Here is a 20665-nt window from a genome sequence, read left to right as displayed (position 1 = left end):
GACCGGAACCGACATGACGAACCTGCTGATCCGCAATGTCCGCACGAACGCCGACGCCGCGCTCGATATCCTGATCGAAGGCGATCGCATCGCGCGCGTCGGCCCGTCGCTCGAGGCCCCGGCCGGCTGCGCGATCGAGGACGGCGCGGGCGCGTTGGCGCTGCCCGGCCTCGTCGAAGGCCATACGCACCTCGACAAGACCCACTGGGGGATGCCGTGGTATCGCAACGCGGTCGGGCCGCGTCTCGTCGACCGTATCGAGAACGAACGCCACTATCGCGCGACGAGCGGCCATGACGCGGGCGCCGCGTCGCTCGCGCTGGCGCGCGCGTTTCTCGCGGCCGGCACGACGCGCATCCGCACGCACGTCGACGTCGATACCGACGCCGGGCTGCGTCATCTGCACGGCGTGCTCGCGACGCGAGAAACGCTGCGCGGACAGGTCGAGATCCAGATCGTCGCGTTTCCGCAATCGGGTGTGCTCAAGCGGCCGGGCACCGATGTGCTGTTGTCCGACGCGCTCGACGCCGGCGCCGACCTGCTCGGCGGGCTCGACCCATGCGCGATCGAAGGCGATCCGGTCGAGGCGGTGGACGTGCTGTTCGCGATCGCCGAACGCCACGGCCGCGGGCTCGACGTCCATCTGCACGAGCGCGGGTCGATGGGCGCGTATTCGCTCGACCTGATCCTGCAGCGCACCGCGGCGCACGGCATGCACGGCAAGGTCACGATCAGCCATGGTTTTTGTCTCGGCGATCTCGCCGAACGCGAGCGCGATGCGCGGCTCGCGCGGATGGCCGAGCTCGGCGTCGCGATCGTCACGACCGCGCCGGCCGCGGTACCGGTGCCGCCGGTGGCCGCGTGCCGCGCGGCGGGCGTGACCGTGATCGGCGGCAACGACGGCGTGCGCGACACGTGGACGCCGTACGGTTCGCCCGACATGCTCGAACGCGCGATGTTGATCGGCATGCGAAACGATTTCCGCCGTGACGATGCGCTCGAAGTCGCGCTCGACTGCGTGACGCACGGCGCGGCGCGCGGCTGCGGTTTCGCGGATTACGGGCTGCGGCCGGGTAGCCGCGCGGACGTCGTCCTGGTCGATGCGCTGACGTTCGCCGAGGCCGTCGTCGCGCGACCGGTGCGGCGCGTCGTCGTCTCGTCCGGGAAGATCGTCGCGCGCGACGGCGCGCTGGTCTGAGCGTCGCGTCGCCCCGGTATGATCGGGTTTTCAGCCGGATGTCGGGAGACGACGATGCGACGCACGACCGCGGCACGGGCCGCACGATGGATGGCGGCGGCCCTGTTCGCCGTGAGCGCCGCGCATGCGGTGGCGGCCGGCCCGGCCGACGCGCGGCAGGAAGCCAACCGGCGCACGGTGCTCGCGTTCTACGAGAAAGGCCTGAACGAGAAGGATGCGGACGCCGCGCTCGCGTATGTCGGCGATCGCTACGTGCAGCACAACCCGAACGCGGCCGACGGACGCGACGGCTTCCGCAAGTTCGTCGCGTTTCTGCGCGATAAATATCCGCAGTCGCACAGCGAGATCAAGCGCTCGTTCGTCGACGGCGACTACGTGATCCTGCACGTGCACGCGGTGCGTGAACCGGGCACGCGCGGCGGCGCGATCATGGACATCTTCCGGCTCGAGCACGGCAAGATCGTCGAACACTGGGACGTCAACCAGCCGGTGCCCGAGCAGGCGGCGAACGGCAACACGATGTTCTGACGCGTGTGGCGCGCGGCGCGCCTGTGTGCCGCTCCCGTTTGAAATCCGCTTCGCCTACCGCCCTTCGAGTTCCAGCATCGCCGCGAGCGTCTTCGTCAGCGCGCTGACCATCGGGTCGGCGGTCGGCCGATGCAGGATCGCGATGTCCATGTGCTCGATCGGCGCGAAGCCCTGCTTCGCGGCCAGCACCACATGCTCGTCCGTCACCGCACGCGCGGGCAGCACGCTGATGCCGAGCCCGTCCGCGACTGCCGCCTGGATGCCGCTCAGGCTCGACGTCGTGAAGCTGATCCGCCAGCGGCGGCCGCGCTCCTCGATCGCCTTGATCATGTCGTCGCGGTAGAGCCCGCGCGGCGGGAACGCGACGATCGGCACCGGGTCGAGATCGATCGACGGATGCTTCGCGCTGTCGATCCAGCGCAGCTTCTCCGGCCAGCGCACGACCGCCTCGCGGCTGTCGCGCCGCTGCTTGATCAGCACGAGATCGAGTTCGCCGCGATCGTACGCGGCGCTGACGTCGCGGCTCAGCCCGCACGTCACTTCGAGCTTCACCTGCGGATGCTCGCGCTTGAACGCCGCGAGCGCGTGCGTCGTGCGGCCCGCCGCGAAATCGTCGGGCACGCCGAGCCGGATCGTCAGCGCGACCGTCGCGCCCGACAGCGCCTCCAGCATCTCGTCGTTCAGCGCGAGCATGCGTCGCGCATAGCCGAGCACCGTCACGCCCGCATCGGTCGGCCGCACGTCGCGCGTGCCGCGATCGAGCAGGCGGTGGCCGGCGATTTCCTCGAGGCGACGCACCTTCTGACTGACCGTCGACTGCGTCGAATGCAGGCGCGCGGACGCCGTCGTGAAACTGCCGCAGTCGGCGACCATCACCAGCGCGCGCAGCAGGTCGATGTCGAACAGGGGTCTATTCATTTATGCACTTCTAGGGATTCGGGCATTTCATTTTCAAATGCGTGCGACGACTTTTAACATGGTGGGGCATCGCGGGCAATCGCGGTTTCGCCGGAGCTGGGCGGGTGTTTTGCGGGGTTGTGAGGTGCTTGACGAACATCCTGTGGAGGACGTTCGCGCACGACGCCGATCTGCACGGCACGAACCGGTGTCGCGGCTCCGGGTTGATTCCGGCGGCCGAACGCGATCATGTCGAGACGGTACGCACGCTGATCGAGGCGAACGTGAACGTCGATCACGGAGGCGAGGTGCGATATCGGCATTGAAAAATTCGATCGCGGTATAGGGCGCGTTACTGACGGGTTCAACGGAATATCGGGCGACAGATTGACGTGGTTGCTGGTGTGGGCAACTTCCTCTCGCTAACATCCGGAACACACGTTCTGACGCTCGCGTGCATCGCGCAGGGTAAACACTCGAGCATTCCGTAAAAAAGCCGTCAATCGAGCATCGTTATGCTTCCTTGGCTTCTATCTTCCGTCGATCCGCCGCGCTCCTCATTTCTCCGCTTGCGCCCAAAAATTATGCGGTCTAGACTGCATCGCAATTTCATCGAAGTCCGTCTTTCGCGCCCCGTGCCGGCTTCTCGTCGCGGCGCCTCCACCGGACGCCGGCATCGCCTGCCGCGTCGAGATTTTCAAGGACCCGCCATGAACCGCATCGCAAAGCTCCTCGTCACCGCGTTGGCGTTCGCACCGCTCGTATCGTTCGCACAGGACACGTCGACGATCCGCTGGGGCATCGACCCCACGTATCCGCCGTTCGAGGCGAAGCAGCCCGACGGCTCGCTCGCCGGGTTCGACATCGACCTGCGCAATGCGCTCTGCGAGCAACTGCATGCGAAGTGCGTGTGGGTCGAGCAAAGCTTCGACGGGATGATCCCGGCGCTGCGCGCGCGCAAGTTCGACGTGATCATGTCCGCGATGACCGCCACCGACGAACGGCTCAAGCAGATCGACTTCTCGAACAAGCTGTACGCGTCGCCGGGCGCACTCGTCGCGCCGGTCGGCTCGAAGCTGCTGCCGAGCGCCGCATCGCTCGCCGGCAAGCGCGTCGGGATCGACCAGGGCACGACGCAGGAGGCGTATGCGAAGGCCGAATGGGCGACCAAGGGCGTGACGATCGTCTCGTACCAGAACCAGGACCAGGTGTACCAGGATCTCGTCAACGGCCGCCTCGACGCGACGTTCCAGGACAAGACGCAGGCTGGCTACTCGTTCCTGAAGACGCCGCGCGGCAAGGGCTACGCGTTCGCGGGGCCGGACGTGACCGACGCGCGGATCACCGGCTACGGCGTCGCGATGGGCATACGCAAGGGCGACGCCGACATGAAGAAGCGGCTGAACGACGCGATCGTCGCGATTCGCGCGAACGGCACGTACCAGAAGATCGCCGCGAAATACTTCGACTTCGACATCTACGGCGCAAAGCAGCAACTGACTTCGGCGCCGTGATCCCGTGACTCATCCGATCGACAGGCACACCATGACGAGCATTCAGGATCGCGTCGCGCAAGCCGTGACGCCCGAGCTGATCGCCGCGTTCCGCGAGGAAGGCGCGGTCTGCATCAAGGGCATCTTTTCGCCCGACGAAGTGGCCGCGCTGCGGGCCGGCATCGACGCGAACCTCGCGCAACCGAGCGAACGCGCGAAAGTCGCGAGCCGGCCCGACGATCCGGGCTGGTTCTTCGAGGATTTCTGCAACTGGCGGCACAACGACGCGTATCGCGACTTCATCGTGCGCTCGCCGGCGCCGTCGGTCGCCGCCGCGCTGATGGGCACGGACCACGTGCGGCTGCATCACGACCACCTGCTCGTGAAGGAGCCCGGCACGCGGCAGCGCACGCCGTGGCACCAGGATCAGCCGTACTACGACATCGAAGGCGACGACAACGTGAGCATGTGGATTCCGGTCGATCCGGTGCCGCTCGAATCGACGCTGGAATTCGTCGCGGGCTCGCATCGCGGGCCGTGGCTGATGCCGCGCACGTTCATGGACAAGGAGGCGAAGTGGTTTCCGGAAGGCAGCCTCGCCGACCTGCCCGACATCGAAGCCGACCGCGCGGCCTTCCCGATCCGCCGCTGGGCGCTCGAACCGGGCGACATGGTGTGCTTCCAGATGCTCACGCTGCATGCGTCGGGCGGCACGCAGAACCGGCGGCGCGCGTTTTCGATTCGCTTCGTCGGCGACGACATCCGTCACGCGCCGCGCCGCTGGAAAACGTCGCCCGATTTCCCCGGGCTCGCGGATCAACTGCCGGACGGCGCACCGCTCGATCACCCGCTGTTTCCGGTCGTGTGGTCGCGCGATGCGGGGCAGGTCGATGGGATCTGACTCCGGTGCGTCGAGGTGACGAACCCGGCGGCAGTTTCAGGGGCGAAACGGCCGCCGTGCGTTCCTGGCGCGTGCGACGAAGGATCAGGTCGGGTGGCGCCCCGCGCCCGGCTTGAAACGCGAGCCGAGCCGGTAGCGATTGCCTGGATGCAGGAAGTGCACGAACGTGACGGGCAGCCCGTCCGTCCACGTGCGGCGCGTGAGCGTGAGGCACGGCTCGTCGGCGCGCATGTCGAGCAGCCGCGCCTGTTCGCCGGTCGGCAGCGACGCGTCGACGACGTGCTCGATTTCCAGTTCGTAGTGCGACACGTTGTTGTACAGGTATTCGGACGGCGGCTCGATCTGGAAATCCTGATCGATGAAGCCGGGCGCGGCGGCCGGGTTCACGTAGCGATCCTCGAGCTGGATCGGGCGGCCGTTTTCCTCGTGCACGCACACCACGTGAAAGACCGGCGTGTTGACCGGCAGGCCGAACGCGGCCGCGACGTCGAACGACGCGGGCTCGCGCGACTGGCTGAGCACGCGGCAGCGGTATTCGTGACCGCGCGCGCGGATCTCGTCGCGGATGTGCGCGATCATCAGCAGGTTCGACTGCGGCTTCACCTCGGCGACGAAGGTGCCGACGCCCGCGATGCGCTTGAGCACGCCTTCCTCGGTCAGCTCGCGCAGCGCGCGGTTGACCGTCATGCGCGCGACGCCGAACTGCGCGGCGAGATCGAGTTCGGACGGAATGCGGTCCCCCGGGCGCCAGTCGCCCGCATCGACATTCTGGCGAACGAGCGTCTTGATCTGCTGGAACGGTGCGGTGGTCTTCGTGACCATCGAGGGATCCTTCGGGAAGGGCAACCGCGAAATTCTATCCCGGATCAGGCGGCGGGCAGTTCGCGAACGTCGGCCGTCGGCTCGTTACCGAACGCGTCGCTCAGCGCATGGCCGATCAGTTGCCGTGCCGCCGCCGCGGGCGTCGCGAGCGCGCCGCTCGACTTCAACTCGTCGAACTTCTCGCGCATCGGGAAGTTGTCTTCGCTGGTCGAGCGGATCGTCGCCTGCATGCCGGTGTCGACCACGCCGGGCGCGACGCTGCAGATCCGCAGCGCGCCGTTCGCGTCGAGCGCGACCGCGCGCGCGTGGTGATCGAGCGCGGCCTTGGTCGCGCAGTAGACGCTCCAGCCCGCATACGCGTTGCGTGCCGCGCCGCTCGACACGTGCAGGATCCGGCATTCGGTCGTGGCCGATGCGGCTTGCGCGAGCGCGGCCGACAGCATCAGCGGCGCGGCGACGTTCAGGCCGACCGCGCGGGCGACGATCGCCGGATCCTGCGCGGCGAGCGGGCCGATCGGATCGACGATGCCCGCATTGTTGAACAGCAGCACGAGCGACGCGCCGTCGACGAAGCGGCGCAGTGTGTCGCCGGCCAGCCAGGCCGCGACGGCCGTGGTGTCCGACAGGTCGAGTTCGATTTCGGCGAAGCGCTCGCCGGCCTGCGACGCGAGCGACGGATGACGGCTGCGCGACACGCCGAGCACGGCGATGCCTTCCTGCAGCAGTTGTTCGGCGAGCGCCGCGCCGACGCCGCGGGTGTGTCCGGTGACGATGGCGCGCACGTGTGCGGGAGAAGATGCAGTCATGGTGGTGAACCGGTGAGGGGATGAGCGGGTTTGACGAGCGGCGCGCACGCACGCGGCAGCGCGTTCAGGGCGGGCGATGCGTGGTATCGACCTGCGAAGACGATCGCGCGCGGCACCGTTGATTTCGGGATGAACGCTTATCGTAGCGCCCGCGTGAGCATCGCGCAAACGCCGGGACGTGCGTGACGGATGAATCTGCGGCGCTGCGGCCCGCGCATCGTCGCGTTGCAGCACGTGCGCTCGGCGCGCCGCTGCGTCGGACGAAAGCCCGCTCAGGCGAGTGTGCGCGCCGGCGCGGCGAGCGGCGCCGGGCCGCGCGTCGCGAGCTATCATATGGCTCGCCCGTGCGCGAAGCCGCGCGGGCCGCGATCGTTTCCCTTCACCTGCCGCACGTTTCGACGCCACTCATGAACACCACGCCGGATACGCCCACGCCCCGCGCCCTTCGCGAACTCACGCCCCTCGAGGCCCGCATTCTCGGCGTGCTCGTCGAGAAGCAGCATACGGTGCCGGACACCTATCCGCTGTCGCTGAATGCGCTGACCGCCGGCTGCAACCAGAAAACCGCGCGCGCGCCGGTGATGAACGTCAGCGAGGACGAAGTCACGACCGCGCTCGACGGGCTGAAGCACCTGAGCCTCGTGATGGAGGGCAGCAGCAGCCGCGTGCCGCGTTTCGAGCACAACATGAATCGCGTGCTCGGCATCCCGAGCCAGGCCATCGCGCTGCTGACGATCCTGTTGCTGCGCGGCCCGCAGACGGCCGCCGAGCTGCGCCTGAACAGCGCGCGCCTGCACAGCTTCGCGGATATCTCGTCGGTCGAGGCGTTCCTCGACGAACTCGCGGCGCGTGCGCAGCCGCTCGTCGTCCGGCTGCCGCGTGCACCGGGCGCGCGCGAGAACCGCTGGATGCACCTGATGTGCGGCGAAGCGAACATGGCCGACTTCGCGAGCACGGAGGCAGGCGGTGGCGCGGATTCGGTGTCGCCTTCCGAATTCGAAGCGCTGAAGGCCGAGCAGAAGCGTCTCGCGGACGAAGTGGCGCGACTCAATGCGCTGGTTCAGCGGATGGCGAGCGAACTGGGCATCGACGTCGACGCGCCGGGCGACGCGGGCTGATCGCTTCTTGATGCATGCAGCGCGATCAGCACGCACGCGCTCCGGATCAACGGGCGCATCACGGGCGATAACAGAATGGTTTTCATGGCGGTGCGTGAACGATGAAGATGCCTGTCAACCAACACTGATCCGCGTGGCGCCCGCATCGACGAGCCGGAACAGCAGATCCTCGACGGCCGCGCACGGCGCCGAGCCGAGATCCGCGTTGACGCGCCATCCGTGCTCCGTGTTCGCCGGTTCCGACAGATAGTGAACGATGCCGTGCAGGCCGTCTTCGGCCGGCATGCTTTCGTCGTCGGCGTCGAACCACGCGAAGAACCAGGTCTTGAACACATCGGTGGCCGCGGCTTCGTCGAGCCCGTCGGCTTCGATCGTCGCCCAGTCCCACACGAACGGATGGATCGATACGGCTACCGTTTCGAGCTCGAACTCGAACGGCTCGAAATCCAGTTGCGTGGTCGAATCGATCATCGCCGGCTGGCCGGCCGATTCGCCCTCGGTGTGCACGGTGTCGGCACGGCACGGCAGCGCGAGCGGCCCTTCGGTGGCGAGCGTGCCGTCGGCTTTCCGGTAGGCCGGTTCGACGACGGCCGCCGGTTGCGCGGCCGCTTGCGCGAGCAGGTCGACGTAGGGTTGGCGGATGGCGCTGAGCAGGTCGGATACGGTCATCGTGGCGTGTCGGGCAAGGGGTGAACGATCGATCGCAGGCAAGCGGCGCATGCCGTCGCCTGCATCGAGCGAGGGGCCGCGTCGGCAGCGGACAACCACGATCGTACGGCGCCGCGGCGACACGCGACCACTCGGCCGAATGGCCGGCGGCCCCCCGATCGCCGTCGCTTCGCGAGCGTCGCGTCGATGCCGATCGACTCCCGCCGCCACCCGCTATCGTCCCGCGCGGGTGCCATAATCGAGCCTGCCCATCATTCCAGACAGACGTCCCCCGGAGAATCACCATGCAGAACCTCGACAATCCGTCCCACGATCGCGAGGTAGGCAGCGCCGACGCGACGCAGGACACCACGCGCATCGACGACGTCCGCATCGGCGCCGTGCGTCCGCTGATTTCGCCCGCGCTGCTGCTCGACGAGCTGCCGGTGCCGCCCGCTACGCAGACGCTCGTCGAGGATACGCGCCGCGCGATCGGCGACATCCTGCACGGCCGCGACGACCGGCTGCTGCTCGTCGTCGGCCCGTGTTCGATCCACGATCACGACCAGGCGCTCGACTATGCACGCCGCCTGAAGGCCGCCGCCGATGCGCTGAAGGACGACCTGCTGATCACGATGCGCGTGTATTTCGAGAAGCCGCGCACGACGGTCGGCTGGAAGGGGTACATCAACGATCCGCGCCTCGACGGCAGCTTCCGCATCAACGAAGGGCTGCGCGCCGCGCGGCAACTGCTGCTCGACATCAACGCGCTCGGCCTGCCGGCGTCGACCGAATTCCTCGACCTGCTGAGCCCGCAGTACATCGCCGACCTGATCGCGTGGGGCGCGATCGGCGCGCGCACGACCGAGAGCCAGAGCCATCGTCAGCTCGCGTCGGGGCTGAGCTGCCCGATCGGCTTCAAGAACGGCACCGACGGCGGCGTGCAGGTCGCGTCGGACGCGATCGTCGCCGCGGCCGCGAGCCATGCGTTCATGGGGATGACGAAGATGGGGATGGCCGCGATCTTCGAGACGCGCGGCAACGACGACGCGCACGTGATCCTGCGCGGCGGCAAGAATGGGCCGAACTACGATGCCGAGCACGTCGAAGCGAGCTGCGCGGTGCTGCGCAAGGCCGGCTTGCGCGAGCAGGTGATGGTCGACTGCTCGCATGCGAACTCGAACAAGTCGCACGAGCGGCAGATCGAGGTCGCACGGGATCTCGCGCGGCAGTTGGGGCAGGGCGAGCACCGGATCGTCGGCGTGATGGTGGAGAGCCATCTCGAAGCAGGCAGGCAGGACCTGAAACCGGGCGTGCCGCTGCAATACGGCGTGTCGATTACCGATGCGTGCCTGAGCTGGTCGCAGACGGAGCCGGTGCTCGACGTGCTGGCGGAAGCGGTGCGGCATCGTCGGGTGTATTCGCGGAATGCGTGATGCCGTGGGGCTGCGCGACGCCCGGCGCGTCGTTCGACGTGTTCGATGCGCCGCGAGGATCGGGCGCTCGCCCGCGAGATTGCCCTGATCGACCGGCCGCGCCGCCCTTGTTCCGCGCCGTGCGCCCCCGTCTGTCCGCACGATCCTTGATCCCGATCCGGCTCGCCCCGCCTGCCACGTTGCACGCTGAACGCACGACCCGGCGAATCCCGCTACCATGAAGGACGTGTTGCTCGCTGCAGTCCGGCCACGCACACACGCCGTGGCGGCGCGGCCGGCCATCACGCGACCGACGAAGCGGGGCATCCACCGATCAGCCGTTGCGCCCGCTTCGCTCCCGGAATCCACAACAACCGAACCGGAGTGCATGACACATGAAGTTCTACAAGACCCTCCTCGCAGCAGCCGTCCTCGCCTCGAGCGTCAGCGCGCACGCGCAGATCGCGGGCACCCAGCCGATCAGCGTGACCGTCGAGCAATCGCAGGCGCTGCTCGAAGGCTGGAGCGTGAAGAAGAGCGTGCTCGGCAAGACCGTGTACAACGACGAGAACCAGAAAGTCGGCAAGGTGCGCGACCTGATCGTCGCACCGGACGGCTCGGTGTCGGCCGCGATCGTGTCGGCAGGCGGCTTCCTCGGCGTGGCCGCGCATGACGTCGCGGTGCCGATCGCGTCGCTCGACGTGCGCAACGGCAACATCTACCTGCCGGGCGCGACCAAGGAAGCGCTGAAGGCCACGCCGGCGTTCCAGTACGCGAAGGTGCCGTCGCCGCCGAAGCCGAAGAAGGTCGACGAAAAGCACTGATCCGCGGTGTCGGCGCGGCGCCCGTTGCACGATGCGGCGGGCGCCGCGTTTTTGTTTGCGTTTTCGTTTGCGATCAGCGCGTCCGCGTCGTCGGTCGTCACAGCCACACGCCGCTGAACCCGAACGTCACGGGCCCGCTCAGGAACACGCTGCCGGCGCCGTCCCATCGAACGGTGACGTCGCCGCCATCGCATGTCACCCGCACGGTGTCGTCGAGCAGCCCGCGCCGGATGCCGTTGACCACCGCGCCGCACGAACACGAGCCGGAGCCGAGCGGCACGCCGCCGCCGCGTTCCCAGATGCGCAGCCGAATGTGCGTGCGATCGATGACCTGAACGAAATGCACGTTGGTTTTCAGCGGAAACAGCGGATGCGTTTCGATGGCCGGGCCAAGCGCCGCCACGTCGATCGCGCGGAGAGCGTCGACGAAGAACGTGCAGTGCGGATTGCCCATGCTGCATGCGGCCGGCGCGCCGGGCAGCGGCAGCGCGAGCGTGTCGACGGCTTCCGAGACCGGCACGTCCTGCCAGCCGAGCCGCGGCACGCCCATTTCGACCTGGATCAGCCCGTCCGCATCCTGCGTACAGTGGAGGCGCCCGCGATTCGTGCGCAGCACGACCGACGCCGCGCCGGTTTCCCGCATCAGTTTCCACGCGATGCCGCGCGTCGCGCTGCCGCAGGTATCGAGCGCCGAGCCGTCGGGGTTCCGGAACGCGACGCGCGCGGCTGCGTCGTCACAGTCCGACACGATCGCGAGCTGGTTGAAGCCGATGCCGCGATGACGGTCGCCCATGCGCCGCACGAGGTCGCGATCGATGCGCTGTGCTGGATCGTGCCCCTGACCGCGCAGATCGACGATGACGAAGTCATCGCCATTCGCGTGCATCTTCTGAAATGCGATCGGCATGGCGGTTCCGGAATGGAGCAGGCAAATACTGTACGCGGCCCGCCGATCGCGGGCAATCGCGGCCTGACGGCGGGCAGGCGCCAGCGGCTACGTAATTCTACGTAGCCCGTCATACGTAGTTATCCGCTTGTAAGCGTCCCCCGTCGCGCGGAATACTACGGCCCATCGCCGCGGTCTCTGCGAGGCCGCGGCACGACGCATCGACGTCACGCGGGTTCGGCGCCTCGCCGCATCCACTCAAAAACACATTGGAGACCAGGAGACGCCATGAATCGGGCTTCCAGTACCCTGCTATGGATCGCGGTCGCGCTGCTCGGCGCGTTCGCCTTCGGCACGATCGCACTCGCGCACGGCGAACGCGTCAGTGCCCTCTGGATCGTGATCGCCGCAGTCTGCGTGTATCTGATCGCGTATCGCTTCTACAGCCGTTTCATCGCCAGCAAGGTCATGCAGCTCGACGGGCTGCGGATGACACCGGCGGTCAAGTACAACGACGGCCTCGACTACGTGCCGACCAACAAGTACGTGCTGTTCGGCCATCACTTCGCCGCGATCGCCGGCGCCGGGCCGCTCGTCGGCCCCGTGCTCGCCGCGCAGATGGGCTATACGCCCGGCATGCTGTGGATCCTGGCCGGCGTCGTGTTCGCCGGCGCGGTGCAGGACTTCATCGTGCTGTTCATCTCGACGCGTCGCGACGGCCGTTCGCTCGGCGACCTCGTCAAGATGGAGCTCGGCACGGTGCCCGGCGTGATCGCGCTGTTCGGCGCGTTCCTGATCATGGTGATCATCCTCGCGGTGCTCGCGCTGATCGTCGTGAAGGCGCTGACCAATTCGCCGTGGGGCACGTTCACCGTCGCCGCGACGATTCCGATCGCGCTGTTCATGGGCGTCTATACGCGCTACATCCGCCCGGGCCGCATCGGCGAAGTGTCGATCATCGGCTTCTTCGGGCTGATGGCGGCGATCGCGTTCGGCCAGAACGTGGCTGCCTCGCCGGCCATCGCCGCGTGGTTCACCTTCAGCGGCACACAGCTCACGTGGATCCTGATCGGCTACGGCTTCGTCGCATCGGTGCTGCCGGTGTGGCTCCTGCTCGCGCCGCGCGACTACCTGTCGACGTTCCTGAAGATCGGCACGATCCTCGGCCTCGCGATCGGCATCCTGGTCGTCGCACCGGAACTGAAGATGCCCGCGCTGACGAAGTTCGTCGACGGCACGGGCCCGGTGTGGGCGGGCAACCTGTTCCCGTTCCTGTTCATCACGATCGCGTGCGGCGCGGTGTCGGGCTTCCACGCGCTGATCTCGTCGGGCACGACGCCGAAGCTGATCGACAACGAAACCAACGCGCGCTTCATCGGTTACGGCGCGATGCTGATGGAATCGTTCGTCGCGATCATGGCGCTGGTCGCCGCGTGCGTGATCGAGCCGGGCATCTACTTCGCGATGAACGCGCCGGCCGCGGTGCTCGGCTCGACGCCGGAAGCAGTGGCGAACACGGTCACGCAATGGGGCTTCGTGCTGACGCCCGACATGCTCACGCAAACCGCGAAGGCCGTCGGCGAGACGACGATCATCGCGCGTGCGGGCGGCGCGCCGACGCTGGCCGTCGGCATGGCGCACATCCTGCACCAGGTGATCGGCGGCGAAGCGATGATGGCGTTCTGGTATCACTTCGCGATCCTGTTCGAAGCGCTGTTCATCCTGACGGCCGTCGATGCCGGCACGCGCGCGGGCCGCTTCATGCTGCAGGATCTGCTCGGCACGTTCCACCCGGCGCTCAAGCGCACCGAGTTGCTGCCCGCGAACCTCGTCGCCACCGCGCTGTGCGTGGCCGCGTGGGGCTACTTCCTGTACCAGGGTGTGGTCGATCCGCTCGGCGGGATCAACACGCTGTGGCCGCTGTTCGGCATCTCGAACCAGATGCTCGCCGCGATCGCGCTGGTGCTCGGCACCGTCGTGCTGTTCAAGATGAAGCGCGAGCGCTACGCATGGGTGACGATCGTGCCGACCGCGTGGCTGCTGATCTGCACGCTGACGGCCGGCTGGCAGAAGATTTTCGACGCGAACCCGAAGGTCAGCTTCCTCGCGCACGCCGCGAAGCTGCAGGCCGCGGCGGACGAAGGCAAGGTGCTCGCGCCGGCGAAGTCGATCGCGCAGATGAAACGGATCATCTTCAACGACTACATCGATGCGGCGCTGGCCGGGTTGTTCATCTTCGTCGTCGTCGCGATCGCGGTGTACGGCGTGATCGCCGTGCTGCGCGCGCGCCGCGAATCGAAGCCCACCGTGCGCGAGACACCGTACGAAGCGATGCCGGCTTCGCAGGCGCTCGGCAGCGGACGTTGACGGGAGGCCGCGATGTTCAGCGATCTCGGCAGCGACCTGCGCAGCGCGGGACGTTACCTCGGGCAGGCGTTGCGGCTGATGGTCGGCCTGCCCGACTACGATACCTACGTCGCGCACATACGCGAAACCCATCCGGAGCGCGAGCCGATGACGTACGAGGAATTCTTCCGCGAGCGTCAGAATGCGCGGTATGGGTCGGGAGCGGGGAAGTGTTGCTGAACCCGGCCGTTGCAATGACCTGACGAATCGGCCCGGTATCGAAACGGAAGCGCCGCGATGGCTGTCGCGGCGCTTTTTTCTTTGGCCGGGCCGCGGCGCGCATCGCACGGCGCTTGCAGGCCGTTTGCCCGCGCGCAGCACGGCGGCATCCGGCCGCCGGTATCATGAGGGCTTTCTTTCCCTGTTTCTTTCCCGATGGACCGCAGGAGAACACGTCGTGCATGTCGGTGAGCGTTTCAACAGCATTTCCCATCTCGTCGGCGCGGTGCTGTCGGTGGCCGGCCTCGTCGCGCTCGTGACGATGGGCGCACTCGAAGGCGACCCGTACAAGGTGGTGAGCTTCAGCGTGTACGGTGCGATGCTGATTCTGCTCTATGCGATCTCGACGGCGTATCACAGCGTGCGCGACCCGCGCCTGAAGGCGATCCTGCAGAAATGCGACCATGCGGCGATCTACCTGCTGATCGCCGGCAGCTATACGCCGTTCACGCTGGTCACGCTGCGCGGCCCCTGGGGCTGGTCGCTGTTCGGCGTGAGCTGGGGGCTCGCCGTGTTCGGCATCGTGCAGGAGCTGACGCTCGGGCGCCGCACGCGCCTGTTGTCGATGATCCTGTACGTGCTGATGGGCTGGCTCGCGCTCGTCGCCGTGCGGCCGCTGATCCATGCGCTGCCGCCGGTCGGCACCGCGTGGCTCGTGGCCGGCGGCGTGATCTACAGCGCGGGGATCTACTTCTTCATCAACGACGAACGCATCCGTCACGGGCACGGTATCTGGCACCTGTTCGTGCTGGCCGGCAGCCTGTGCCAGTTCGTCAGTGTCGCGATGTACGTCGCGTGAGCGGCATGGCGCGTTGAGCCAATAACCACCGGCACGCGGGTGCCGGCTGGGGAGGATGCTATCGGCGCGCGACGGCTCGTGGAGGCGCGGTCGTTTCGGCGGCTGTCGACGTCGCCTGCACCGTGAGCCACCACGTCGCCGCCGCGAGCGCCGACAACCCGGCTGCCAACGCCAGCACTATGCGCATCGCCACCGGAAACGGCTGCAGCGTCGCGATGCACGCACCGAAGATCGCCACGCCGAGCGCCGATCCGCTTTGCCGTGCCGCGTTCAGCACGGCTGCCGCCACGCCGGCGCGGTGCCGGTCGACCGTCCCGAGCGCCGGCGAGGTCGCGGCCGGCGAGATGAAGCCCGATGCGAAGCCGATCGCGAGCATCGGCGCGACGGCGAGCCATGCGGGCGTCGTCGCGCCGATGGTCGTCATCCCGAGCGCGCCCGCCGCATAGAGCCCGAACGCCATGCACATCGGCCCGCGCGCGCCGAAGCGTGCAACGATCCGTCCCGACGCGAGGCCGCCGAGCGCGACCATCGCGGTCATCGGCAGGAACGCGAGCCCCGTATCGAGCGGGCCCGCGCCGCGAATCTGCCGATAGAACAGGCTGAGCACGAACAGCAAGCCGTAGAACACGAACGCCGATGCCATCGACACGCACGTCGAACCCGCGAACAACCGGTTGCGGAAGAACGCGAGCGGCAGCATCGGTTCGCGGCGCCGCACCTCGATCGCGATGAACGCGATCCACGCGACGACGCTCGCCACTGCGCCGCCGACGATCGGTCCCGAGCGCCAGCCGAGCGTCGGCCCTTCGATCAGCGTGCCGATCAGCGCCGCGATCGCGACGATGGCCGCCGCCTGGCCGCCCCAGTCGAATTGCCGCGACCTATTGACGGCGGCGCGCGCGACCGTGCGGCCGAGCCAGATGCCGGCGAGCCCGAACGGCAGGTTCACGAAGAAGAGGCTGCGCCAGCCGAACAGATCGATCAGCAAGCCGCCGATCAGCGGACCCGACGCCATCGCGATGCCGCCGCACCCCATCCATATGCTGATCGCCGACGCGCGCGCGGCCGGCTCGGGGAACGCGCGATTGATCAGCGCGAGCGAGCAGGGCACCAGCATCGCGCTGCCGACGCCCTGCAATGCGCGGGCGACCGCGAGCGCCGGCAGCGTTGGCGCGACGCCGCACAGGGCCGACGCGACGACGAAGATGGCCAGCCCCGCCACATAGACGGTGCGGTCGCCGAGCCGGTCGCCGAGCGTGCCGCCCGTCAGCAGCAGGCTCGCGAATGCGAGCGTGTAAGCGTTCACTATCCACTGCAGGCCGGCCACGCGGCTGCCGAACGTGTGCGCGATGTCGGTGAGTGCGACGTTGACGATCGACGCATCGAGCAACACGAGCGTATAGCTCACGCAGGTCGCGGCGAGCACGCGGCGCGCGGCGGCCCGATCCGGTGCGGCGGCCGTCATGCGCGTTCGGGCGTCGGCGAGGCGGCGGCCCGCAACGCATTGAACCCGACCCATCCCCAGTACACGCGATGATGCGCGATCAACCCGTCGCGCAGGTCCATCACCTCGACGAGATCGACCTGATCGCCGTCCGGCGTGGCGCGCGGGTATTCCCAGACGAGCTGGCGGCCGTTCGAGAAGAACAGCCCGGTCCGGTACCAGCGCCCGAGCTTGTTGTCCGGATTGCGCAGGCCGGCCGCGAAGAACGCGCCGATCGCGGCCTTGCCGTGCAGCACGCCCGAACCGTGTTCGGGCAGCGTGGCGACGACGAGCGGCGTTTCGAACACCGCGTCGTCGGCATACAGCGACATCAGCGCGTCGAAGTCGCGGGCGACGACGGCGGCGTGCCACGCCTCATGGATACGCCGGGCGTCGGCGCTGGCGTCGGTATCTGCGGGTGTCATGGCGGGTTTCCGGAAGTCGATCACGGAAACCACTGTAGGGCGCTCCGCCGCGAGACGTTTCACGTCGACCCGAAACGTGGATGCGTCGCCGCGCCGCGGGCGCTCGGGTGTCGGCCCTCAGCCGCCCAGCGCGTCGAGATTCAGCGCATACGACTTGCCGATCCACACCGCGCAATCGCGGTGGTCGCGCAGTTCGTCGTGCGTATTCGGATGCAGGAAGATATCGAGCGCGCCGTGGTTCAGCACGAGCCACGGCACGATGTCGTCGAATCGCGCGGCATCGAACGCGATCTGGTACGACCACGCCGGATGCGGGCCGACGAGGCGTTCGTGAAAGCGGCCGAGTTCGATGACCGCGCCGAACCGCGCGTCGACGACCTGGCGAAACGCCCAGGCCGCGTCGCGGCTCGCCGCATCGAAATAGACGTGCGCGTGCCAGCTGTCGATGGCGGTAATGTCGAGGGCGACCATGGAGAGGCTCGATTAAAAATGAAAATGCCTAAGATGCCGTGCGAAACGGCCGATGCATGATTATCGCGCGTCCTTGCAGATTGCGTCGTGTCTCAATCCGGCAGGACGATGCGAGTGATTTGTTCTGCATCAGAAGAATCGGCTGATCCGACGAAATCGCCTCGATGGTATCCGCGTGCGCGATAACACGCCGGAAGCCTTGTGCGCAGGCGCGCCGGCCGGAATCGCACCGGCAACACGTCATTTCCTAAATTGAAAGAGCGGGGTGAGCGCGCCACCGGAGCGTCGGTAAAAGTCCGATCAGATCGTTGAATGAAATAAAGAAATTCCATTTCGAAGGGATGCGCGAATGACGCAAGTCGCACGCCGAATGCGCGACTGAAAATAACAATTGCGGATTCGGCTATTCAAGCGGCATGCGGTCCGACATACGATGATTTCAACGCATCGATGATGGATCGATGCGGGGACAACCATCTGGAGGCCATTATGCGATCCCTCGTTCCCGTTGCCGTTCTTTCCTGCGCACTCGCTGCGCTACCGGCCGTCGGCTTCGCGCAGTCGATCGGCGCCGGCGACACCGCGCATGCCGCGCCGTTGACCTGGTCGGCGGCGCGTGCCGAAACCGATGTCCAGCTGATGCAGATGACGCGCGCCGGCTATCGCGCGACGACGGCCGGCAACCAGAACTATCCGCTCGCGATGCAGCGTGCGCTCGAGCGCGTGTACGACCCGGTGCCCGACCGGTGGCGCGACGAAAAGGCCGCGATGGAAGCACGGGCCGCCCGCGACGTGCAGAGCGGCCATCCGGTGAAGGCGTTCTTCGTGAAAACCGCGTACTACCTGAAGGGCGAGAACACGTTTTGATGCAGGAGACGAACATGGCGTGCCCGAACCGATCGCTCGGCGTGTGGCGTGCGTCGACGATACGCAGGCTGCCGGAAGCGAGCGCGGCATCGCGGCACGCCGACGTGCACGGCATGCGACGCCGGCCGGACACCCTGCGCGACGCGGGCCGCTGCGTCGCTGCGTGCCGCAGCGCGTGGCCGGGGGCGGCGGCGGACGACGCGCCCGCGAGCGAGGGCGAATCATGAAGGCTGCCCGGAAAGGCCGTCGCCATCCGCCGTTGACGCGCGAATGGCTGCTGCCGCTGCCGCCCGCGCATGCCCGCGACATCTCGCTGAAATGCCACATGGCGCTGGTCGCGCTGCGCGGCGAGCACGGTAGCGAAACGCTGCTGATGCGGCTGCGCACGAGCGTGTATCTGGTGTTCCTCGCGCTCGACGATGCGGTCTCTGCCGACGCGACCATCGACCTCTGCGTCGACGCCGAGCGCGTGCTGGACGCGAGTGTCGCGCGCGCCGCGCAAAGCGGTGCGTGGACGCTGCACGACGGCGAATGCGCGGTGCTCGAACGCGTGCTCGCCGCGAACGACGCGTGCGTGGCGACGCTCACGCGGCATCGGCTGGCCGAGCTGTGGCGTCACGTCTGCACGTTCGCTTCCGCCGAACAGCCGGGGATCGTCGCGCAGGCCGCGGCGAAGATGCGGGCGCCGGCCGTTCTGCATTGAATGACCGGCCGTGGGCCGTGTTTCGTATGCGTCTCATTCCATCGCGCGGCCGCGCGCCGTCTAATGACATGACTGGAACCCGGCGTGCCCGGGCGACGAGGATCCATCCTCGCGTTTGCGGCGATCGTGCGTATCGGCGCGAACGCATTCGTTTCGGTCAGGAGGAGCGATGGCGCTATACAGGAGCGGCGGCTACTTCACGTGTGGGAGTGGCCGCGCATTCAGCGAGAACTTGCCGCCGGGCAGCAAGGTGACGGTAGCGGGCATTTATCGATGCACCGTATGCGGCGACGAAATCGGCATTGCGAAATGGCAGGCGTTGCCGTCCGAGGACGCACATCCGCACGATCTCGATCCGCCGTCCGATCCGCTGCTCGATCCGGGGCCGACCGCGTGGCAACTGATCGCCGCGGCGGAGTCGCGAAGCTAGGCAACGGACGTTCGCCCCCGCCCGCGGGCATGCAAGCGCGCAAACGCAATGCATCACACGGCGTCCGTCAAAAACAAAAAGCGCCGCGGAGCGAACTCCGTGGCGCTTCTTCGATACCGGGCCGCTACGAAGGCGTGAACCTCCGCACGGCGAACCGCGCTGCTTAAGCGGCCGTTGCCGACTTCGCCGGCTTCTGCAGCTTGCCCTTGCCGGCGCGCTGGATTTCCTCGAGCTTGATCTCGACGTGGCGCGAGAACACGTACTCGGCCGGACGCTGCTTCGTGATCGAGATGTCCGGTGCGAACGGGCCGTCGGTCTTGATGCCCTTGCGGCTCACGCGCAGCGCCTTCAGCGGGTTCGAGATCGTGTCCATCACGGCCGTGGCCTCGAAGCCGCAGTGGACCATGCAGTCCGCGCACTTCTCGTAGTTGCCGACGCCGTAGTTGTCCCACTCCGTCGTTTCCATCAGTTCCTTGAAGGTCTTCACGTAACCTTCGCCGACCAGATAGCACGGCTTCTGCCAGCCGAACACCGTACGCGCCGGGTTGCCCCACGGCGTGCACTTGTACGTCTGGTTGCCGGCCAGGAAGTCGAGGAACAGCGACGACTGGCTGAACGACCAGCGCTTGCCGCCTTCGCCGCGCTTCAGGATTTCGCGGAACAGGTTCTTCGTCTTGTCGCGGTTCAGGAAGTGCTGCTGATCCGGCGCGCGCTCGTATGCGTAGCCCGGCGACACGGTGATACCGTCGACGCCGATCGGGCCCAGCGTGTCGAAGAACTTCGCGACGCGTTCCGGCACCGCGTCGTTGAACAGCGTGCAGTTGATGTTCACGCGGAAGCCGCGGCGCTTCGCTTCCTTGATCGCCGCGACGGCCTTGTCGTACACGCCTTCCTGCGACACCGAGTGATCGTGCGCTTCCTTGTCGCCGTCGAGGTGGACCGACCAGACGAAATACGGGCTCGGCTGGTAGTCGTCCATCTTCTTTTCCATCAGGAGCGCGTTCGTGCACAGGTACACGAACTTCTTGCGCTTCATGATGCCCTTGACGATTTCCGGCATCTCCTTGTGGAGCAGCGGCTCGCCGCCGGCGATCGACACGACGGGCGCGCCGCACTCGTCGACGGCCTGCAGGCATTCCTCGACGGACAGGCGCTGGTTCAGGATCGGATCCGGATAATCGATCTTGCCGCAGCCGTTGCACGCGAGGTTGCAGCGGAACAGCGGCTCGAGCATCAGCGCGAGCGGATAGCGTTTGTTGCCGGACAGGTGCTGGCGCACGATGTAGGCGCCGACACGGACTTGCTGGAGCAGCGGAATAGACAAGG

At 67.4% G+C, this 20665-nt stretch carries 22 protein-coding genes and 1 pseudogene; 14 read left to right on the top strand and 9 right to left on the bottom strand.

The window, feature by feature from the left end:
* Positions 1-13: 13 nt before the first annotated feature.
* Complete coding sequence (locus tag QZM72_RS05150; protein ID WP_301737396.1) at positions 14-1198, top strand: amidohydrolase family protein; 1185 nt, start codon at positions 14-16, stop codon at positions 1196-1198.
* Between the two features lie 54 nt (positions 1199-1252).
* A complete protein-coding gene (locus tag QZM72_RS05145) occupies positions 1253-1726 on the top strand; it encodes a nuclear transport factor 2 family protein (RefSeq protein WP_301737395.1) in 474 nt (157 codons plus the stop codon).
* Positions 1727-1780: 54 nt separating this feature from the next.
* On the opposite strand, the gene QZM72_RS05140 is transcribed toward QZM72_RS05145, so the two are convergent.
* The gene (locus QZM72_RS05140; protein WP_089470849.1) at positions 1781-2644 is read right to left on the bottom strand and encodes a LysR family transcriptional regulator; all 864 of its coding nucleotides are present in this window, start codon (positions 2642-2644) and stop codon (positions 1781-1783) included.
* Between the two features lie 137 nt (positions 2645-2781).
* On the opposite strand from QZM72_RS05140, the pseudogene QZM72_RS05135 reads away from it, so the two are divergent.
* The 3 genes and pseudogenes from QZM72_RS05135 to QZM72_RS05125 form a co-directional block, all read left to right on the top strand.
* Positions 2782-2922, top strand: a pseudogene (locus tag QZM72_RS05135) (ankyrin repeat domain-containing protein); the annotation flags it as partial.
* 411 nt (positions 2923-3333) lie between these two features.
* Positions 3334-4137: an ABC transporter substrate-binding protein gene (locus QZM72_RS05130; protein WP_089470847.1), complete on the top strand. Its 804-nt coding sequence runs from the start codon at positions 3334-3336 to the stop codon at positions 4135-4137.
* Positions 4138-4168: 31 nt separating this feature from the next.
* The gene (locus tag QZM72_RS05125) at positions 4169-5017 is read left to right on the top strand and encodes a phytanoyl-CoA dioxygenase family protein (RefSeq protein WP_301737394.1); all 849 of its coding nucleotides are present in this window, start codon (positions 4169-4171) and stop codon (positions 5015-5017) included.
* An 84-nt stretch (positions 5018-5101) separates the two neighbouring features.
* Here the strand turns inward: QZM72_RS05125 and hutC are convergent, their stop codons facing one another.
* On the bottom strand, positions 5102-5839 hold the full coding sequence (hutC, locus tag QZM72_RS05120) for a histidine utilization repressor (protein ID WP_301737393.1): 738 nt from the start codon (positions 5837-5839) through the stop codon (positions 5102-5104).
* A 44-nt stretch (positions 5840-5883) separates the two neighbouring features.
* Positions 5884-6645, bottom strand: coding sequence for an SDR family oxidoreductase (locus tag QZM72_RS05115; protein WP_301737392.1), 762 nt, complete (start codon positions 6643-6645; stop codon positions 5884-5886).
* 407 nt (positions 6646-7052) lie between these two features.
* On the opposite strand from QZM72_RS05115, the gene QZM72_RS05110 reads away from it, so the two are divergent.
* A complete protein-coding gene (locus tag QZM72_RS05110) occupies positions 7053-7763 on the top strand; it encodes a YceH family protein (protein ID WP_301737391.1) in 711 nt (236 codons plus the stop codon).
* A 114-nt stretch (positions 7764-7877) separates the two neighbouring features.
* Here QZM72_RS05110 and QZM72_RS05105 read toward each other — a convergent pair whose 3' ends face one another.
* Positions 7878-8432, bottom strand: coding sequence for a hypothetical protein (locus QZM72_RS05105; protein WP_089470842.1), 555 nt, complete (start codon positions 8430-8432; stop codon positions 7878-7880).
* Between the two features lie 284 nt (positions 8433-8716).
* Between QZM72_RS05105 and QZM72_RS05100 the strand changes: the two genes are divergently transcribed.
* Both QZM72_RS05100 and QZM72_RS05095 read left to right on the top strand, forming a co-directional pair.
* Complete coding sequence (locus QZM72_RS05100; RefSeq protein ID WP_089470841.1) at positions 8717-9847, top strand: 3-deoxy-7-phosphoheptulonate synthase; 1131 nt, start codon at positions 8717-8719, stop codon at positions 9845-9847.
* A gap of 374 nt (positions 9848-10221) precedes the next feature.
* Positions 10222-10650: a PRC-barrel domain-containing protein gene (locus QZM72_RS05095; protein WP_089470840.1), complete on the top strand. Its 429-nt coding sequence runs from the start codon at positions 10222-10224 to the stop codon at positions 10648-10650.
* Positions 10651-10747: 97 nt separating this feature from the next.
* Here the strand turns inward: QZM72_RS05095 and dapF are convergent, their stop codons facing one another.
* On the bottom strand, positions 10748-11557 hold the full coding sequence (gene dapF, locus QZM72_RS05090; protein ID WP_301737390.1) for a diaminopimelate epimerase: 810 nt from the start codon (positions 11555-11557) through the stop codon (positions 10748-10750).
* 267 nt (positions 11558-11824) lie between these two features.
* On the opposite strand from dapF, the gene QZM72_RS05085 reads away from it, so the two are divergent.
* The 3 genes from QZM72_RS05085 (at position 11825) to QZM72_RS05075 (ending at position 14960) form a co-directional block, all read left to right on the top strand.
* Positions 11825-13903, top strand: a complete 2079-nt coding sequence (locus QZM72_RS05085; protein ID WP_301737389.1) for a carbon starvation CstA family protein — start codon at positions 11825-11827, stop codon at positions 13901-13903.
* A 12-nt stretch (positions 13904-13915) separates the two neighbouring features.
* Positions 13916-14122: a YbdD/YjiX family protein gene (locus QZM72_RS05080; protein WP_301737388.1), complete on the top strand. Its 207-nt coding sequence runs from the start codon at positions 13916-13918 to the stop codon at positions 14120-14122.
* A 217-nt stretch (positions 14123-14339) separates the two neighbouring features.
* Positions 14340-14960 carry a hemolysin III family protein gene (locus QZM72_RS05075; RefSeq protein WP_089470837.1) on the top strand — a complete coding sequence of 207 codons (621 nt, stop codon included), beginning with the start codon at positions 14340-14342 and terminating at the stop codon, positions 14958-14960.
* Positions 14961-15018: 58 nt separating this feature from the next.
* Here the strand turns inward: QZM72_RS05075 and QZM72_RS05070 are convergent, their stop codons facing one another.
* The 3 genes from QZM72_RS05070 to QZM72_RS05060 form a co-directional block, all read right to left on the bottom strand.
* Positions 15019-16425, bottom strand: coding sequence for an MFS transporter (locus QZM72_RS05070; protein WP_301737387.1), 1407 nt, complete (start codon positions 16423-16425; stop codon positions 15019-15021).
* Positions 16422-16868 (bottom strand): nuclear transport factor 2 family protein, encoded by a 447-nt coding sequence (locus QZM72_RS05065; RefSeq protein ID WP_089470835.1) that lies wholly within the window; start codon positions 16866-16868, stop codon positions 16422-16424. Before QZM72_RS05065 ends, QZM72_RS05070 begins: the two co-directional genes overlap by 4 nt.
* Before the next feature lie 117 nt (positions 16869-16985).
* Positions 16986-17339, bottom strand: coding sequence for a DOPA 4,5-dioxygenase family protein (locus QZM72_RS05060; RefSeq protein ID WP_301737386.1), 354 nt, complete (start codon positions 17337-17339; stop codon positions 16986-16988).
* Between the two features lie 489 nt (positions 17340-17828).
* On the opposite strand from QZM72_RS05060, the gene QZM72_RS05055 reads away from it, so the two are divergent.
* The 3 genes from QZM72_RS05055 to QZM72_RS05045 all read left to right on the top strand — a co-directional run bounded on the left by QZM72_RS05055 (position 17829) and on the right by QZM72_RS05045 (position 19339).
* Positions 17829-18206, top strand: coding sequence for a hypothetical protein (locus tag QZM72_RS05055; protein ID WP_089470833.1), 378 nt, complete (start codon positions 17829-17831; stop codon positions 18204-18206).
* 223 nt (positions 18207-18429) lie between these two features.
* The gene (locus tag QZM72_RS05050; RefSeq protein WP_301737385.1) at positions 18430-18909 is read left to right on the top strand and encodes a hypothetical protein; all 480 of its coding nucleotides are present in this window, start codon (positions 18430-18432) and stop codon (positions 18907-18909) included.
* Positions 18910-19078: 169 nt separating this feature from the next.
* The gene (locus QZM72_RS05045; protein ID WP_089470830.1) at positions 19079-19339 is read left to right on the top strand and encodes a hypothetical protein; all 261 of its coding nucleotides are present in this window, start codon (positions 19079-19081) and stop codon (positions 19337-19339) included.
* A 163-nt stretch (positions 19340-19502) separates the two neighbouring features.
* On the opposite strand, the gene hpnH is transcribed toward QZM72_RS05045, so the two are convergent.
* Entirely contained in the window at positions 19503-20663 is a 1161-nt protein-coding gene (gene hpnH / locus QZM72_RS05040; RefSeq protein WP_301737384.1) for an adenosyl-hopene transferase HpnH, read from the bottom strand.
* Positions 20664-20665: the final 2 nt, after the last annotated feature.

This window comes from Burkholderia sp. AU45388 (assembly GCF_030481585.1).
Classification (GTDB): domain Bacteria; phylum Pseudomonadota; class Gammaproteobacteria; order Burkholderiales; family Burkholderiaceae; genus Burkholderia; species Burkholderia sola.
Note: the sequence above shows the minus strand (reverse complement) of the source record. Positions and strands in the feature narration are given on the sequence as shown.